Below are 16,829 nucleotides of genomic sequence, written 5' to 3'. Positions count from 1 at the left end.
GTCAGTCCACCGGCACGCTGTGCAGCAGCGCCTTGGCCATTGCCGGCCCGGACGAAGATTCGGCCTCCGGCACCAGCCGATGCCCGGCCACGGCCACGAACAGCGCCTGCACATCTTCCGGCAGCACGTGCTCGCGCCCGAGCAGCAGCGCGTAGGCCTTGGCCGCGCGCAGCAGCGCGATACCGGCACGCGGCGACAGACCGACGCGCACCCCGGCGTGCTGGCGGCTGCGCAGCAGCAAGGCCTGCACATAGCCGATCAGCGCATCGCTGGTATGGATCTGGTTCACCACCGCGCGCAGCGCGACCACGTCGCTATCGCTGAGTTGCGGCACCGCCTGGGCGATCAATTCGCGCCGGTCCACGCCCGACAGCAGCGCGCGCTCGGCATCGGCGCTGGGGTAGCCCAGGCTGAGCCGCAGCAGGAAACGGTCCAGTTGCGAATCCGGCAGCGGGAAGGTGCCGGACAGATCGACCGGGTTCTGCGTGGCGATCACGAAAAAGGGTTCGGGCAACGCATGGGTGACGCCATCGAGCGTGACCTGCTGTTCGGCCATTGCCTCCAGCAGCGAGCTTTGCGTGCGTGGCGGCGCGCGGTTGATTTCGTCGGCCAGCAGCACGTTGGTGAACACCGGGCCGGGATGGAACTGAAACTGGCGCGAGGCGGCGTCGTACACCGATACGCCCAGCACATCGGCCGGCAGCAAATCGGAGGTGAACTGCACGCGCTGGAAGCCCAGTCCCAGGCTGGAGGCCATCGCGTGGGCGAGGGTGGTCTTGCCCAGGCCGGGCAGATCCTCGATCAGCAAATGCCCGCCGGACAGCAGCGCCACGAATGCCAAACGCACTTCCTGCGCCTTGCCCAGCAATAGCGAATTGACCTGGTCTTGTGCGCGCCGCAGCGATTGGCGCAGCGCATCGGTTAGCATTTCCGTGGAACGCAGCGGTGTCGACATCACAATTCCGTAGGTGAAAAGAAGAGTGCACAGGGCAATGCAAGGGGACCAACGCGCACATCGCACTTTCGTGATCCTGTGGACACTGGCGACAGCCGTCAAGCTGTTGATTGCCGCGCGGCTGCCGCTGTTCGTGGACGAGGCGTTCTATTGGCAGGAAGGCCAGCATCTGGCCGCCGCATATTCGGATCTGCCCGGCATGACGGCCTGGCTGGCGCGGCTGGGTGTGGAAGTCGGCGGACATCATCTGCTGGCGCTGCGCCTGCCATTTCTGACCATTGCCGCTCTGATTCCCTGGTTGATCGCGCATATCGCCACGCGCTGGTTCGGCTCCACGCTGGGCTGGCAGGCCGGCAGCCTGACCCTGCTGATGCCGCTCTCGGCCACGCTCGGCATTCTGGCAGTGCCGGATGTGCCGATGGCGCTGGCGGCGGTGCTGTGCATGGATGCCGGCGCGCGGTTGCTGCGCGAAGTCGATGCCACCAGTGCGCTCGAGCTCGCCATTGGTCTGGTGATCGGCGCGCTCAGTCACTACCGCTTTGTCGGCGTGATCGGGGTGGGCTGCATCGCGTTGCTGTGCATTCCGCAGGGGCGCGCGGTCATGCGCGACCCACGCATCTGGATGGCGCTGACCGTGGGCGCGATGAGCTGGCTGCCGCTGTTGTTCTGGAATACCGACCATGACGAGGCCGGGCTGCGCTTTCAGTTGGTCGACCGGCATCCATGGCGCTTCCAGATCACCGGGCTGTGGTTCTTGCTGATACAGGCGGTGCTGGTGACCCCGCTGCTGGCCTGGGCGATGGTCAAGGTCGGGCTTGCTGGCACGCGTGCCGGCGGCGGCTCGCGGGCGCAATGGCGGTATTTCGGCTTGCTGGGCGGCATTTCGACCGTGGCGATCTTCGTGCTCGGTTTCTTCAGTGATGCCGAGCGGATCAGTTTCCACTGGCCGCTGCCGGGCTATCTGGCCTTGCTGGTCGCGGTGCCGGTCATCCTGATGCGCTGGCCACATACGCTGCGTCGCGCCGCATGGGTGATCGCCTTGCTCGGCACGTTGGGCGCATACGGCTATTACCTGGCGGTGTCGGTGCCGTCGATTCGTGCGCATGCGGCCGGCGAAAAATACTACCCGCGCAATTTCGCGGGATGGAGCCATCTGGCGGGCGCGGTTAAGGTCAAACTTGCGCAGATGCCGCCGGGCACGCGGGTGCTGGCGGAAAACTTCAAGGTCGGTGCCGAGCTCGGTTTCCAGTTGCACGATGCCAACGTGGAAGTGTTGCGCGCGGACTTGAACGACAAGCACGGACGCAGCGCGCAGTTGCTGCAGTGGGGATTGCTCAGTGACGGCACGCGTGCCGGACCGCGGCTGCTGGTGCTCTCGCCCAGCGATCAGCGCTATCGCGACCTGCTGAAGCGTTACCACGCCATCTGCGACATGGTCGGGCCGTTGCCGCCGCCCACGGTGGTGTCTACCGATCATGGCTATCAACGCTTTCTGTTGTTCGCACTGCCCGCACAACGTCAGCCCGGCCCGTGCATCGCTCCGGCGATGGCCTGGATCGATACGCCGTTGCCCGATGTAAGCGTGTCCGGGCAGGTGCAAGTGCGCGGCTGGGCATTCAAGGATGGCGTCGGCCTGTCGGATGTAGAACTGCTGCTCGACGGCCGCCCGGCCGCGCAGGCCGACTACGGCACGCTGCTCGATGTGCGCCCGTATTGGAAGATCTCCACCGACCCGCAACACCCCAACGTCGGCTTCACCGCCACGCTCGATACCCACGCGGTGCCGCCCGGCACGCATTGGCTGGGGCTGCGCCTGCACGGCCACGATGGCAGCGTCGAGGATTGGTGGGAACAGCCCATCACCGTTTTCGCACCTTGATCACGCAATGACCGACGCCCTGACTGTTATGCATCCCATTCCCGTGTCCGGGATTCGAATCGCTGTGCTGGTGCCTTGCCATAACGAGGCGGCAACGGTCGCGTCGGTGGTTGGCGCGTTTGCTGCGGCCCTGCCGGGCGCAGCGATCCATGTGCTGGACAATAATTCCAGCGACGCCACCGCAGCGATTGCAGCGGCGGCAGGCGCGTAGGTATGTCGCGTTGCGTTGCAGGGAAAAGGCAACGTGGTGCGGCGTGGGTTCGCCGATGTGGAGGCCGATATCTACGTGCTGGTCGATGGCGATGCCACTTACGACGCGGCTGCCGCTCCGCTGCTGGTGCGCAAGTTGATCGACGAGCGCCTGGATATGGTGGTCGGCGCGCGGCGCGACCAGCAGCAGGCCGCCTATCGGCCCGGTCATCGCTTCGGCAACGTCCTGCTGACCCGTTGCGCCGGGCTGCTGTTCGGTCGTAGTTTCGACGACATGTTGTCCGGCTATCGCGTGTTCTCGCGGCGCTATGTCAAATCCTTCGCGGCGCATGCGCAGGGCTTCGAAACCGAAACCGAACTGGCCGTGCACGCACTGCAGTTGCGCATGCCGGTGGCCGAGGTCGAAACCGCCTACGGCGTGCGCCCGGAAGGTTCGCAAAGCAAGTTGAATACCTGGCGCGATGGCTGGCGCATCCTCACCACCATTGCCAAATTGTTCAAGGCCGAGCGGCCATTGTTGTTCTTTTCGATCGGTTTTCTGTTCAGCGCCACGCTGTCGATCGTGCTGGCGATTCCGTTGTTCGAAACCTATTTCCAGACCGGTCTGGTGCCGCGCTTTCCCACGGCGATCCTGTGTGTGGCGCTGATGCTGCTGGGGTTCCTATTGCTGGCGTGCGGGCTGATCCTGGACACGGTCACACGCGGACGCGTCGAAGCCAAGCATCTGGCGTATCTGGCCGAGCCGGGCGTCGGCACGCTTGTCGCTTCGCGCGCGCATGGAGCTGCACGCTGATGGCACCCATCGCGACATCGACTCCGGTCAACCGGCGACAGCGGGTGTTGTGCTGGTTAGATCGCCATTTCGGCTTTCATTCGCCACGCCAGATCGTCTCGGCGGCGTTCGTGGTGTTGCTGTTGGGTGCGCTGCTGTCGCTGGGCTTGGGCCAGGACGCCAACTGGGATCTGCGCAACTATCACCTGTATATCGGCGATGCCTGGGCACACGGTCGGCTGGGCGTGGATCTGGCTCCGGCGCAGATGCAGAGTTACTTCAGCCCATTGCTCGATGTGCTGCATGCCTGGTTGATGCTGCAGCTTCCCGGGCCGGTGGCAGGGCTGCTGCTGGGTGCCCTGCATGCGGTGGTGTTCGTGCCGGTGGCGGCAGTGGCATGGCGCATATTGGCCGAGCAATCGCGACGCGCCCAATGGGCGCCGCTGTTTGCAGTGGCCGGCATGTGCAGCGCGGTGTTTCTGTCCGAACTTGGCGGCACCATGGGCGATACCGCCAGCGCGATCCCGGTGTTGACAGCGTTGGCGATCGTGCTCTCGGCGCAAGCGCGGGCGCGTCAGGGCGCGCACGCCTTGCATCTATGGGGCATCGCTGGCGCATTGATCGGTCTGGCTGTCTCGCTCAAGCTCACTAATGCGCTCTACGCGCTGGCACTGGCACCTGCAGTGCTGTGCGATGCCGGGCGCCTGCGCTCGCGCGTGCTTGGCCTGAGTGTGCTCTCCTGCGTTGCGACGCTGGTGTTGTTGCTGGTGGCCTGGCCTTGGTATTTGCAGGTCTGGAAACACTTTGGCAACCCGTTGTTTCCGCAATTCAACGGTGTGTTCAAATCTCCGCTGGCGCAGCCGGTGTCGATCGCCGATGTGCGTTGGTTGCCGCGCAGCATCAGTGAACAGCTGGTCTGGCCGCTGCTGTTTACGTTTAAGCCGCAGCGCATCGGCGATCTTGGCCTGGTGCAGGCAGGGTGGGCGGTGTTGTATGCGGTGGTGCTGGTCGCTGCCGGGCGGACTGTGCTGCGCCGGTCAGTGCGGCCAGTCGGGCTCGAGCGCTCAGCCGCTGTCTTGCTGGTGTTTTTTGGCGTTGCCTACGCGCTGTGGCAGGCAATTTTCAGCATTCATCGCTATCTGGTCGTGTTGGAGCTGCTTGCGCCGATGGTGCTCTGGATCGTGTGCCAGCATGCATTCGCAACACGCGCCAATCGCAATGCCGCCTGGTTGATCGGACTGTGTGCGCTGGTCGCGGTGCTCGGATGGAAGGATTGGGGTCACGAAGCCTGGGCACGTGAGAGTTTTCAGGTGCAGCAACCGGCGTTAGGCGATCCATCTGCGTCCACGGTGTTATTGGTCGGCGACGAGCCGCAATCGTGGCGGGTGCCGCTGCTTCCGCAGCAGGCACGTTATATCGGCGTGGCCACCAATATCTCCGAGACCGATCAGTACCGCCAGCGCGTGCGTGCGTTGATCGCCGAGCGACCGCAGCTCTACGCCATGTTGGGTGCAGCGCGCGATAAGCAGCAGTTGCGTATCGACCGAATGAATCGCTGGGCGAAGCAAGTTGGCTGGGATGTCCAGCCGCAGTGCACGCATCTGCGGTGGTTGGTTGCGCATGGCCTGCGTGCTGAGCTGGAGACCTCGCAGCCAGGCCGCTGCGTGCTCAATGTGCCCAAGGCAAGGGCAATCGACATTGCGGCCGCAGACAGTGCGGTGCGCGGCGCCGTGCAGCAGCGCCTGGCCGCATACGGGCTGACGCTGGATCCCACGCGCTGCCGCACGCTTTCCTCGTACGTGGGGCGGGCGCAGTACCCGTATCAGTTCTGTCAGCTGGCTCGACCCGAGTAGGGTCGTGCCCGCCCACAAGCGTCGCTTGTCTGCAAGGTTAATGCTGAAACAGCCGCCGCGTACGGTTTGCGCTCGTGCACTTCGCATACGCGACGTCCGCCTGTAACCATCACGCGTGCGGCATGCTCAGTCAGGGCAGGTCAAACCCCGCCTGCCGCAACAACCGCGCCAGCGCGATCAGCGGCAGGCCGACCAGTGCGGTGGGGTCTTCCGAGCGGATGGCGTCGAACAGGCTGATACCCAGGCCTTCGCACTTGAAGCTGCCGGCGCAATCCAGCGCTGGCTCGGCGGCCAGGTAGCGCTCGATCTCGGCGGGCGTCAGCGGACGTAGCTGTACTTCGGTGAGATCCTGCGCATGCAAGCTGCGCTCCGGGCCGACCAGGCTCACGGCGGTGTGGAAGCGCACCACGCGGCCGGACATTGCAGTCAGCTGCGCGCGCGCCTGGTCCAGCGTTCCCGGCTTGCCCAGGGCCTGGCCGTCCAGGTCGGCCACCTGATCCGAGCCGATCACCCAGGCATCCGGGACGTGCGCCGCTACCGCTGCAGCTTTCTCCGCAGCAAGACGGCTGGCCAGAGCGCCGGGGATTTCTCCGGGTTGTGCCTGCTCGTCCACCTCCGGCCGGGCGGTGCTGAAATCCAGTTGCAAGCGGCCGAGCAGCTCACGCCGGTAGACGGAAGTTGAGGCAAGGATCAGGCGTGGCATCATGGCGTGCTGTGAAGGGACGGGCAGGGGAGTCTGCCAGCCGCCGCGCCGCGTGGCATGTGTGAATGGGCGCATTTGACACGGAACCTGCGGGTCTTTAACATTCTGCGGCTTATGTCCGCGAACGTACCCGAAATGCTGGATGCTTGGCGGATGGTCGCAGCGCGCAGGCGCTTCGATGGCCGCATCCCGCTCTCTGCGATGACCCGTCTGCAAGGAAGCCTTGTCGATGCCGAGGGCGAATGTGTCTATTCGCTTGAATTCGACCAGGACAATCTGTTGAAGGTCGCTTATGTCGAACTCAGTCTCGATGTCGAGCTGCCGCTGGCGTGCCAGCGCACCCTGCAACGGTTTCTGTATCCGGTGCAAATCAGACAGCGTCTTGGTTTGATCCGTGACGAGGCCGACGAAGCTGCATTGCCGGCCGAATACGAAGCGCTGCTGGTGCCTGAAGATGGCATGCTGCGGGCGGTGGATCTGGTCGAGGACGAGCTGGTGTTGTCGGTACCGGTGGTGCCAATGGCGCCGGGAAGCGAAGTCGTCGAGGCCGAGTGGGTTCCGACCCAGGAAGAGCAAGACAAGGCCAGTCCGTTCGCGGCGCTGGCAGCGTTGAAGAAACAGTAACCGCCGCTGTTAAGGGCGGAAAGACAGGTCGACGCGGGCGTAGAGCGTCCTGTTCGACTCGACAGACAAGTTATCGAACTTAAGTTGGAGCAATCCCATGGCTGTGCAGAAATCCCGAGTCACCCCGTCCCGTCGCGGCCAGCGTCGTTCGCACGATGCCCTGACCGCCAAGCAGCTGTCGACCGATCCGACCAGCGGCGAGATCCATCTGCGTCACCACATCACCGCTGACGGTTACTACCGCGGCAAGAAGGTGATCGCGACCAAGTCGTCGGCCGTCCAAGAAGATTGATCCGTGGCGCCCGCCGCACTCTGCGGCTGGGCGACCCTCGATTCTTCCGGAGCCGTCGGTCACCGCGGCTCTTGCAATAGGAAACAGCATGAGCAAGCGGATCTATTCCAGAATCGCGGGCACGGGTAGCTATTTGCCCGAAAAGGTGTTGACCAACGACGATATGTCCAAGATCGTCGACACCAGCGATGAATGGATCTTCTCGCGCACTGGTATCCGTGAGCGTCATATCGTCGCCGACGACCAGACCACCAGCGATCTGGCGTATTTCGCCTCGCTGAAGGCGATCGAAGCGGCCGGCGTCACCGCCGACGAGATCGACCTGATCGTGGTCGGCACCACCACTCCCGACCTGATCTTCCCGTCCACGGCCTGCCTGTTGCAGGCACGGCTGGGCAATGTCGGTTGCGGTGCGTTCGACGTCAATGCCGCCTGCTCGGGCTTCATTTACGCGCTCAGTGTGGCCGACAAGTTCATCCGCAGCGGTGACGCCAAGACCGTGTTGGTGGTCGGTGCAGAGACGCTGACCCGTATCGTCGACTGGACTGATCGCACCACCTGCGTGCTGTTCGGCGATGGTGCTGGCGCGGTGGTGCTCAAGGCCGACGAAGAAACCGGCATCCTCAGCACCCATCTGCACGCCGATGGCAGCAAGAAAGAGCTGTTGTGGGATCCGGTCGGCGTGTCGGTCGGTTTCGGCGAAGGCAAGAACGGCGGCGGCGTGTTGCTGATGAAGGGCAGCGAGGTCTTCAAGTACGCGGTCAAGGCACTGGACTCGGTGGTCGACGAGACGCTGGCGGCCAATGGCCTGGGCAAGGGCGACCTGGATTGGCTGATCCCGCATCAGGCCAACATGCGCATCATCGAAGCCACCGCCAAGCGCTTGGAGCTGCCGATGAATCAAGTGGTGGTCACCGTGGATCGCCACGGCAACACCTCCTCGGCCTCGGTGCCGTTGGCGCTGGACGAAGCGGTTCGCTCCGGTCGCGTGCAGCGTGGTCAATTGCTGCTGCTGGAAGCGTTCGGTGGTGGATTTACCTGGGGCTCGGCGCTGCTGCGCTACTGAGTTCCGCAGGCATCGTCGCGTCCGCCGGCGATGCCTGACAGCGTCAGGGACGGACCCGTTATGGCAGAACCCATCGTCATCGCCGGACAGCGCGTCTGGCTGAAGCAGTACCGCCGCGACAACCGGGCGGTCTCGCTCGGAGCACTCAATTTTGTCGCCCGCCGCTGGGGCCTGGACGCCTTGCGTCCACCGCCGCACCGTGGCGGCGATGCCGCGCGCGATGTGGAAGCGCGCCGGCTCGGCGAACTGCAGGCGCAAGCGGTCAATGTGCCGCGTGTGGTCGGTTGCGGGCAGGCGGCACTGGTGCTCAGCGACAACGGCCGCTCCTTTGCCAGTTGCCTGCGCGAGGCCGATGCGCCCGAACGCGACCGCCTGATTGCGCTGGCGGTGGCCGCCATTGCCGACGCCCATCGTGATGGCGCGTATTTCGGCCAACCGCTTCCGCGCAACATGACCTTCGACGGGCAGGCGGTCGGCTTCATCGATTTCGAAGAGGATCCGCTGGAAGTGATGGACCTGGCGCAGGCCCAGGCGCGCGACTGGCTGGTGTTTGGCTACGGCGTGGCCAAGTACTACCGCGGCCGCCGCGAGGTGCTGCAGCGGTTGATGACGGGCGCTTTCGATGCGGCCGGCCCGGCCGTGGCGGCGCATGCGCATGTGGTGACCGGACGATTGCAGCGGTTTGCGCAGCTCAGCGGTCGCCTGGGTCGCTCTGCCGGGGCACTGGCGCGCGCCATCCTGGCCATCCACGCGGCGACCTCCTTGGCCGTGGTGCTGGTGCTGGTCATGTGCGTGGACTGGCTGGCCGATGGCGAAATGGACCTGCTCAACGCCTTGCTGTAAGTGTGCCGGCGGTCGCGCTGGCCGGGTCTTGCATACGCGGCAGTACAGACGCCAGGGCGATTTCGCACGTATTATCCCGGCTCGATTTTTGTAGGCAGCAACGCGTGACCGAATCCACTCTCGCCTTCGTGTTTCCCGGCCAGGGCTCGCAGTCCTTAGGGATGCTGGCCGAACTGTCCGAGCTGCATCCGCAGATCCGCGAAACCTTCGCCGAAGCCTCCGAAGGCGCGGGCGTCGACCTGTGGGCGCTGTCGCAGGGCGGCCCGGAAGAGATGCTCAACCGCACCGAATACACCCAGCCGGCCTTGCTGGCCGCGGGCGTGGCGGTGTGGCGGTTGTGGAACGCGCAGCGCGGGCAACGCCCCGCGGTGCTGGCTGGCCACAGCCTGGGTGAATACACCGCATTGGTCGCGGCCGGTGCCTTGTCGCTGCACGACGGTGCGCACCTGGTACGGCTGCGCGGCCAGTTCATGCAGGCCGCCGCGCCCGCCGGTGTCGGCGCGATGGCGGCGGTGCTGGGTGCCGAGGATGCGCTGGTGCTGGAGGTCTGTGCCGAGGCGGCGGGCAGCCAGGTGGTGGTGCCGGCCAACTTCAATTCGCCGGGTCAGATCGTCATCGGTGGCGATGCGGCCGCAGTGGATCGCGCGCTGGCCTTGCTGGCCGAGCGCGGCGTACGCAAGGCGGTCAAGCTGGCGGTGAGCGTGCCTTCGCACACCCCGTTGATGCGCGATGCGGCCAACCAGCTCAGCGAGGCGATGGCCGGCCTGAGCTGGCATGCCCCGCAGATTCCGGTGGTGCAGAACGTGGATGCACGCGTGCACGACGGCAGCGAGGCGATTCGCAGGGCCCTGGCCGAGCAGCTGTATCTGCCGGTGCAGTGGACCGGCTGCGTGCAGGCGCTGGCTGCGCAGGGCATCACCCGGATCGCCGAATGCGGCCCGGGCAAGGTGCTGAGCGGGCTGATCAAGCGCATCGACAAGAGCCTGGATGCGCGTCCTCTGGCCACGCCTGCCGATTACGCTGGCGCGCTTGAGGCGTGGACGCACTGATCCTCCGACGCATACGCCGGTGTCATGCCGGCCTCCCTCAGCGTTCGCAATCACGGTTGCGACGTCCCCCTTCGAGGAAAAGAATTCATGAGCAAGCCACTGCAGGGTGAGATCGCCCTGGTCACCGGCGCCAGTCGCGGGATCGGCGCGGCCATTGCCGACACGCTGGCCGCCCAGGGCGCCACTGTCATCGGCACTGCCACTTCGGCGTCCGGCGCTGCGGCGATCGGCGAGCGCTTGGCCACCCACGGCGGTCACGGGCGCGAACTCGATGTCACCGACGCAACTGCGGTCGATGGCCTGATCGATGCGATCGGCAAGGAGTTCGGGGCGATCTCGATTCTGGTCAACAACGCCGGGATCACCCGCGATAACCTGTTGATGCGGATGAAGGAAGACGACTGGCAGGCGATCATCGACACCAATCTGACCAGCGTGTTCCGCACCTCCAAGGCGGTGATGCGCGGCATGATGAAGGCGCGCAAGGGTCGCATCGTCAACATCGCCTCGGTGGTGGGTGTGACCGGCAATCCCGGGCAGACCAACTATGCCGCCGCCAAGGCCGGCATCATCGCGTTCTCCAAGTCGCTGGCCAAGGAAATCGGCTCGCGCGGGGTCACCGTGAATGTGGTGGCGCCCGGCTTCATCGATACCGACATGACCAAGGCGCTGCCGGACGAGGCCAAGACCGCCTTGCTGCAGCAGATCGCGCTTGGCCACTTGGGACAGCCGGAGGACATCGCCAATGCGGTGGCATTCCTGGCCGGCCCGAGTGCCCGTTACATCACCGGTGAGACCCTGCACGTCAACGGCGGCATGTACATGCCGTGAGCGTGCGGCGCCGGGAGGCGCTAAGTGGCTGATCGGCCGGGAGTTGTGATGCAATGCAACGCTCGGTCGCTTCCACTACACTATCCAACGCGGCCATCGCAGCGGCGATGGCGTTTTTTTCGTACCACCACTACTCCATCCGGAGCGATATCCCAAATGAGCACCATCGAAGAACGCGTCAAGAAAATCGTCGTCGAACAACTCGGCGTCAAGGAAGAGGAAGTCACCACCAGCGCATCGTTCGTCGATGACCTGGGTGCCGACTCGCTGGACACCGTCGAGCTGGTGATGGCGCTGGAAGAAGAGTTCGAGTGCGAGATCCCGGACGAAGAGGCTGAAAAGATCACCTCGGTCCAGCAGGCGATCGACTACGTGAAGGCTCACGTCAAGAGCTGATGCGTTGTTCCTGGCCGCGGCGGCGTGCGTCATGCCGCTGCTGCGTCAGACATTCCATGGGGCCGCTGATGCGGCCCTGTGTTTTTCAGCGTTAATCGCAAACCGCAAGCACCGTTTGTTGCGTGGTGAGGAGATCTGCAATGAGTCGTCGTGTTGTCGTTACCGGCATGGGCATGGTGTCGCCGCTGGGCAATGATCTGGCCACCAGCTGGGATGGAATCATCCACGGGCGCTCAGGCATTGGCCCGATCACGCAGATCGATGCCTCGCAGTTCACCACCAAGATCGCGGGTGAGATCAAGAATTTCGACCCCACGCTTTTTGTGTCCGCCAAGGACGTCAAGAAGATGGATTCGTTCATCCACTACGGCGTCGGCGCTTCGTTCATGGCGCTGGACGATTCCGGGCTGGAGATCGACGAAAGCAATGCCGAACGCGTGGGCGCCATTCTCGGCTCCGGCATCGGCGGGCTGCTCGGTATCGAAGAGCAGACCATCAAATTCCATGAGGGCGGCGCGCGCAAGATTTCGCCGTTCTATGTGCCCAGCACCATCATCAACATGCTGCCCGGCCAGGTGAGCCTGATCAAAGGCCTGAAGGGCCCGACGTTCTCGGCTGTTTCTGCCTGCGCCACCTCCAATCATTCGATCGGCACCGCGATGCGGATGATCCAGTACGGCGATGCCGACGTGATGCTGGCCGGCGGCGCCGAGCGCGGGTCCTCGCCGAGTTCGGTGGGCGGTTTCTGCGCAATGAAGGCGATGTCCACCCGCAACGACGACCCGACCGCCGCCTCGCGCCCCTGGGACAAGCAGCGCGATGGCTTCGTGCTGGGCGACGGCGCCGGCGTTCTGGTGCTGGAAGAATACGAACACGCCAAGGCGCGTGGTGCGCGTATCTATGCCGAGCTGGTCGGCTTCGGCGCCAGCTCCGATGCGTTCCACATGACCGCCCCCAGCGAAGACGGCGAAGGCGCGGCGCGCAGCATGGTTGCGGCGATGCGCGATGCCAAACTCAACCCCGAGCAGATCGGTTACCTCAACGCGCACGGCACCTCCACGCCGCTGGGCGATCTGGCCGAGACGATGGCAATGAAGCGCGCATTGGGCGACCACGCCTACAAGACCATGGTCAGTTCGACCAAGTCGATGACCGGTCATCTGCTCGGCGCGGCCGGCGGCGTGGAAGCGATCTTCTCGGTGATGGCGCTGCATACCGGCATCATCCCGCCGACCATCAACCTGGAAGAGCCCAGCGAAGGCTGCGACCTGGATTACGTGCCGAACGTGGCGCGCGAAGTGCAGGTGGACGCGGTGATGTCCAACGGCTTCGGCTTCGGCGGCACCAACGGTACGCTGGTGTTCAAGCGCCTCTGAGTTGGCGGGCCGTTCTTTTTACGGAGAACGGCACGCAAGCTAGTTTTAGCCGCCGCGCGCGACGCGTCCGCGCGGCCTGATTTCTGATTCACAGCCCGATTCCATCGTCGCTCGCCCTCTGCAGTTGCAGCAGGGCGGCGCGCTCTAGCACCCTACGCCAAACCAGGCCGATGACGCTCACCAGATCCCTGCATGCGGACATCGACCTGCTGGCGCTGCATCGGCTGGCGCCGCAGCGCTATCCGGCCTTGCTCGAATCCACCGCCTTCGGTACCGAGCACGGTCGCTGGGATGTCTTGCTGCTTGCAGAAGGTGCCAGTCTGCGGCTCGACGCCGATGGGCACACGCGCGATGGCGACGGACGCGTGCTGGAAGGCGGCTTTCTGGCTGCGCTGGATGCAGCCTGGCGAGCCGAGCGCGTGCCGCACGATGCGACAAGTCCGTGGCCATTTCGTGGCGGCTGGGCGGTGTTGCTGGATTACGAACTGGCCACGCAGGTCGAGCCGATTCTGCAGTTGCCCGCGCGCGAGGATCACTTGCCGACAGCGCTCGCCTTGCGTGCGCCGGCCGCGGTGTTGCGCGATCGGGTAGATGGCCATTGCATCGCACTGGCCGAGCCGGGGCGCGAAGACTTGCTGGCGCGCATCGCTGAAGACATCGCCGCCTGCGCCGCATTGCCGCCGTTGCCTGAGTGGGTTGCGCCGGTCGCCATCGAAGAAGACGTGCCGGAGCGTTTCATCGATGCAGTGGAACGCGTGCTCGCCTATCTGCGCGCTGGCGACGTGTTTCAGGCCAATATCTCGCGCGCCTGGCATGCGGTATTCGCTGCTGCGGTCGATCCGGCTGCATTGCATGCGCGACTGCGCGCCGCCAACCCCGCACCGTTTGCCGGCCTATTTGTGGCGGCAGGACGCGCGGTGGTGAGTTCATCGCCGGAGCGACTGGTGTCGGTGCAGGGCGATGTGGTGCAGACGCGCCCGATCGCCGGCACCCGTGCGCGCTTTGCCGGCGACGACGATGCCGCACGCATCCGCGAGCTGGTCGGCCACCCGAAGGAACGCGCCGAGCACGTCATGCTGATCGATCTGGAGCGCAACGACCTGGGCCGCATCTGTGCGCCCGGAACGGTGGAAGTGGACGAGCTGATGGGCGTGGAAAGCTACGCGCATGTGCACCACATCGTCAGCAATGTGCGCGGCCGCCTGCGCGCCGAGGTCACGCCCGGCGAGGTGATCGCAGCGGTGTTTCCCGGCGGCACCATTACCGGCTGCCCAAAGGTTCGCTGCATGCAGATCATCGCCGAGCTCGAATGCACCGCACGTGGCGCCTATACGGGTGCGTTCGGCTGGCTCAATCGCGATGGCGACATGGATCTGAATATCCTGATCCGCACCGCCGAAGTGGCCGGGAGCCAGGTGCATTTCCGCACCGGGGCCGGGATCGTGGTGGACTCGGATCCGCAGCGCGAGCTGGACGAAACCCGCGCCAAGGCGCGTGGCGTGCTGCGCGCCTTGGACCAGGCATGAGCGCTTCAACGGGACATCACCGGCGCGCGGTATCCTGCGCGGCGCTGGGGCAATGACGAGGTACGTGTGGCGGTGACTGGCAAACGTGGATGTCTGGCCGTGCTGGGCACGGCACTGTTGCTCGCGGCGCTGCTGGCGATTGCGGCTGTGGTGGCGTGGCGGCATTACCTGCACTTCGCCGAGACACCGGTGAGCGCGAGCGCGCCCAGCGTGGTGATTGCGCCCGGCGATTCGCTCAAGGCCACGCTGCGCAAGTTGCGCGCCGTCGGCGTGGCGCAGGGCACCGACCTGGAATGGCAGTTGCTCGCGCGCCAGGTCGATGCGGCCGGCAAACTCAAGGTGGGCGAATACGCGCTGGCGCCGGCTCTCTCGCCGCGCGAGTTGCTCGAACGCATGCGCCAGGGCCGGGTGATCCAGTACCGCTTCACGATCGTGGAAGGCTGGAATTTCCGTCAGCTACGCGCTGCGCTGGCGACCGCCACGCCGCTGCAGCAATCCATCGGCGCGCTGGACGATGCGGCGCTGATGGCGCGGCTGGGTTTCGCCAACCAGCATCCGGAAGGCCGCTTCCTGCCGGAAACCTATCTCTACCAGCGCAGCGACAGCGATCTGGACGTGCTCAAGCGCGCGCATGTGGCGATGGACAAGGCGTTGGCGCAGGCCTGGGAGCAGCGCGCCCCCGATCTGCCGCTCGGCTCGCCGGAGCAGGCGCTGATCCTGGCCTCGATCATCGAAAAAGAAACCGCGCTGGGCTCCGAGCGACCGCTGATCGCCGGTGTGTTCCTGCGCCGCCTGCAGCTGGGCATGAAGCTGCAGACCGATCCCACCGTGATCTACGGCATCGGCAGCAGCTACGACGGCAATATCCGCCGTCGCGATCTGACCACCGATACGCCGTACAACACGTACACGCGTACCGGCCTGACCCCGACCCCGATCGCCATGCCGGGCCGTGAAGCCTTGCTGGCAGCGGTGCGCCCGGCGCCCGGCCAGGCGCTGTACTTTGTCGCGGTCGGCGATGGCACCGGCGCGCATGCGTTCTCGGCCACGCTGGCCGAGCACAATGCGGCGGTGGCGCGTTACCTGCAGCGCCGCCGCCTGCCGCAACCGGAGTCCACTCCATGACCACTACGTTCTCGCCCTGGCAACAGCGCGCCTACGATCAGACGCTGGCGGCACTGGACGCCGGCCGCCTCGGGCATGGCTTGCTGATCTGCGGGCCGGATGGCCTGGGCAAGCGCGCGGTCGCGCTGGCACTGGCCGAGCACGTGCTGGCCAGCTCGCCGGACCCGGCGCTGGCGCAGCGCAGCCGGCAGCTGATCGCGGCCGGGACCCACCCGGACCTGCAGTTGATCTCGTTCATTCCCAACCGCACCGGCGACAAGCTGCGCACCGAGATCGTGATCGAGCAGGTGCGCGAGATTTCGCAGAAGCTCTCGCTGACCCCGCAGTACGGCATCGCGCAGGTGGTGATCGTGGACCCGGCCGATGCGATCAATCGCGCTGCCTGCAACGCCTTGCTCAAGACACTGGAGGAACCCTCGCCGGGTCGCTACCTGTGGCTGATCAGCGCGCAGCCGGCGCGCTTGCCGGCGACCATCCGCAGCCGCTGCCAGCGCCTGGAATTCAAGCTGCCGCCCGCGCACGAGGCGCTGGCCTGGTTGCTGTCGCAAGGCGTTGGCGAGCGGGCTGCACAGGAAGCGCTGGAGGCCGCACGCGGCCATCCGGGGCTCGCCGCGCAGTGGTTGCGCGAAGATGGCCTGGCGGTACGTCGCACGGTGGCGCAGGACCTGGAGCAGATCGCCGCCGGGCGCGCCAGCGCAGTGGATGTTGCGCAGCGCTGGACCAACGACGGCCAGGCCGACCAGCGTCTGCGCCACGCCGCCGACCTGGCGCTGGCACAGGCATCGGCCGGCTTGACCGATCCATCGCGGTTGCACAAGCTGGCGACCTGGTTCGACGCCGCCAATCGCACGCGCGATCTGCTGCGCACCACCGTCCGCGCCGATCTGGCGGTGACGGAATTGTTGCTGTCCTGGCGCGAGGGAGAGCGTCCGGTACGTTCTAGGGGAACTCGATGAGTGCAATGAATGCACGCCAAGGCATTTTGTCGCTGGCGCTGAAGGACAAACCGGCGCTCTACAGCGCCTACATGCCGTTCGTGAAAGGCGGCGGCATCTTCGTGCCCACGCCCAAGCGCTACATGCTCGGCGACGAAGTGTTCCTGCTGCTGACGCTGCCGGACTCCAGCGAGCGCCTGCCGGTCGCCGGCAAGGTCATCTGGACCACACCCGCCGGCGCGCAGGGCAACCGCGCTGCCGGTATCGGCGTGCAGTTTCCGGATGGCCCGGAAGGCGAGGCGGTGCGCAACAAGATCGAGACGCTGCTGGCGGGGTTGACGACTTCGGATAAGCCGACGCATACGATGTGACGCGTGTGCGTGTGCGTGTGCGT

Annotated in this window: 16 protein-coding genes and 1 pseudogene; 15 read left to right on the top strand and 2 right to left on the bottom strand. The window is 65.5% G+C overall.

Translation table 11 applies throughout. The features are described 5' to 3' along the window. Position 1: 1 nt before the first annotated feature. Entirely contained in the window at positions 2-955 is a 954-nt protein-coding gene (locus ABS769_RS14805; RefSeq protein ID WP_317061298.1) for an AAA family ATPase, read from the bottom strand. Between the two features lie 37 nt (positions 956-992). On the opposite strand from ABS769_RS14805, the gene ABS769_RS14800 reads away from it, so the two are divergent. From ABS769_RS14800 to ABS769_RS14790, 3 genes and pseudogenes are all read left to right on the top strand, one after another. Next, the gene (locus ABS769_RS14800; protein WP_317061299.1) at positions 993-2,834 is read left to right on the top strand and encodes a glycosyltransferase family 39 protein; all 1,842 of its coding nucleotides are present in this window, start codon (positions 993-995) and stop codon (positions 2,832-2,834) included. Positions 2,835-2,841: 7 nt separating this feature from the next. Beyond that, positions 2,842-3,837, top strand: a pseudogene (locus ABS769_RS14795) (glycosyltransferase family 2 protein). Then, the gene (locus ABS769_RS14790; protein ID WP_317061300.1) at positions 3,837-5,669 is read left to right on the top strand and encodes a hypothetical protein; all 1,833 of its coding nucleotides are present in this window, start codon (positions 3,837-3,839) and stop codon (positions 5,667-5,669) included. Before ABS769_RS14795 ends, ABS769_RS14790 begins: the two are co-directional and overlap by 1 nt. 130 nt (positions 5,670-5,799) lie before the next feature. Here ABS769_RS14790 and ABS769_RS14785 read toward each other — a convergent pair whose 3' ends face one another. Next, the gene (locus ABS769_RS14785; RefSeq protein ID WP_317061301.1) at positions 5,800-6,375 is read right to left on the bottom strand and encodes a Maf family protein; all 576 of its coding nucleotides are present in this window, start codon (positions 6,373-6,375) and stop codon (positions 5,800-5,802) included. A 111-nt stretch (positions 6,376-6,486) separates the two neighbouring features. On the opposite strand from ABS769_RS14785, the gene ABS769_RS14780 reads away from it, so the two are divergent. From ABS769_RS14780 to ABS769_RS14725, 12 genes are all read left to right on the top strand, one after another. Beyond that, on the top strand, positions 6,487-6,996 hold the full coding sequence (locus ABS769_RS14780; protein ID WP_317061320.1) for a YceD family protein: 510 nt from the start codon (positions 6,487-6,489) through the stop codon (positions 6,994-6,996). Between the two features lie 97 nt (positions 6,997-7,093). After that, positions 7,094-7,288, top strand: a complete 195-nt coding sequence (gene rpmF / locus ABS769_RS14775; RefSeq protein WP_003483870.1) for a 50S ribosomal protein L32 — start codon at positions 7,094-7,096, stop codon at positions 7,286-7,288. An 88-nt stretch (positions 7,289-7,376) separates the two neighbouring features. Next, positions 7,377-8,354: a beta-ketoacyl-ACP synthase III gene (locus ABS769_RS14770; protein WP_317061302.1), complete on the top strand. Its 978-nt coding sequence runs from the start codon at positions 7,377-7,379 to the stop codon at positions 8,352-8,354. A gap of 60 nt (positions 8,355-8,414) precedes the next feature. Continuing rightward, entirely contained in the window at positions 8,415-9,197 is a 783-nt protein-coding gene (locus ABS769_RS14765) for a serine/threonine protein phosphatase (protein ID WP_317061303.1), read from the top strand. A gap of 104 nt (positions 9,198-9,301) precedes the next feature. Continuing rightward, a complete protein-coding gene (gene fabD, locus ABS769_RS14760; RefSeq protein ID WP_317061304.1) occupies positions 9,302-10,246 on the top strand; it encodes an ACP S-malonyltransferase in 945 nt (314 codons plus the stop codon). A gap of 87 nt (positions 10,247-10,333) precedes the next feature. Beyond that, positions 10,334-11,077, top strand: coding sequence for a 3-oxoacyl-ACP reductase FabG (gene fabG, locus ABS769_RS14755; RefSeq protein ID WP_317061305.1), 744 nt, complete (start codon positions 10,334-10,336; stop codon positions 11,075-11,077). Between the two features lie 156 nt (positions 11,078-11,233). Further along, on the top strand, positions 11,234-11,473 hold the full coding sequence (acpP, locus tag ABS769_RS14750; RefSeq protein WP_002814322.1) for an acyl carrier protein: 240 nt from the start codon (positions 11,234-11,236) through the stop codon (positions 11,471-11,473). 140 nt (positions 11,474-11,613) lie between these two features. Further along, positions 11,614-12,849 carry a beta-ketoacyl-ACP synthase II gene (fabF, locus tag ABS769_RS14745; protein WP_317061307.1) on the top strand — a complete coding sequence of 412 codons (1,236 nt, stop codon included), beginning with the start codon at positions 11,614-11,616 and terminating at the stop codon, positions 12,847-12,849. Between the two features lie 170 nt (positions 12,850-13,019). Then, positions 13,020-14,375 (top strand): aminodeoxychorismate synthase component I, encoded by a 1,356-nt coding sequence (locus ABS769_RS14740; protein WP_317061308.1) that lies wholly within the window; start codon positions 13,020-13,022, stop codon positions 14,373-14,375. Positions 14,376-14,441: 66 nt separating this feature from the next. Continuing rightward, positions 14,442-15,500 carry an endolytic transglycosylase MltG gene (gene mltG, locus ABS769_RS14735; RefSeq protein ID WP_430544150.1) on the top strand — a complete coding sequence of 353 codons (1,059 nt, stop codon included), beginning with the start codon at positions 14,442-14,444 and terminating at the stop codon, positions 15,498-15,500. Next, positions 15,497-16,456, top strand: a complete 960-nt coding sequence (locus ABS769_RS14730) for a DNA polymerase III subunit delta' (RefSeq protein ID WP_317061309.1) — start codon at positions 15,497-15,499, stop codon at positions 16,454-16,456. Before mltG ends, ABS769_RS14730 begins: the two co-directional genes overlap by 4 nt. Continuing rightward, positions 16,453-16,806 carry a PilZ domain-containing protein gene (locus ABS769_RS14725; RefSeq protein ID WP_003483889.1) on the top strand — a complete coding sequence of 118 codons (354 nt, stop codon included), beginning with the start codon at positions 16,453-16,455 and terminating at the stop codon, positions 16,804-16,806. Before ABS769_RS14730 ends, ABS769_RS14725 begins: the two co-directional genes overlap by 4 nt. Positions 16,807-16,829 lie beyond the last annotated feature (23 nt).

Source organism: Xanthomonas hortorum, from assembly GCF_040279205.1.
GTDB lineage: Bacteria > Pseudomonadota > Gammaproteobacteria > Xanthomonadales > Xanthomonadaceae > Xanthomonas > Xanthomonas hortorum_F.
This window is presented reverse-complemented; position numbering and strand designations above follow the sequence as displayed.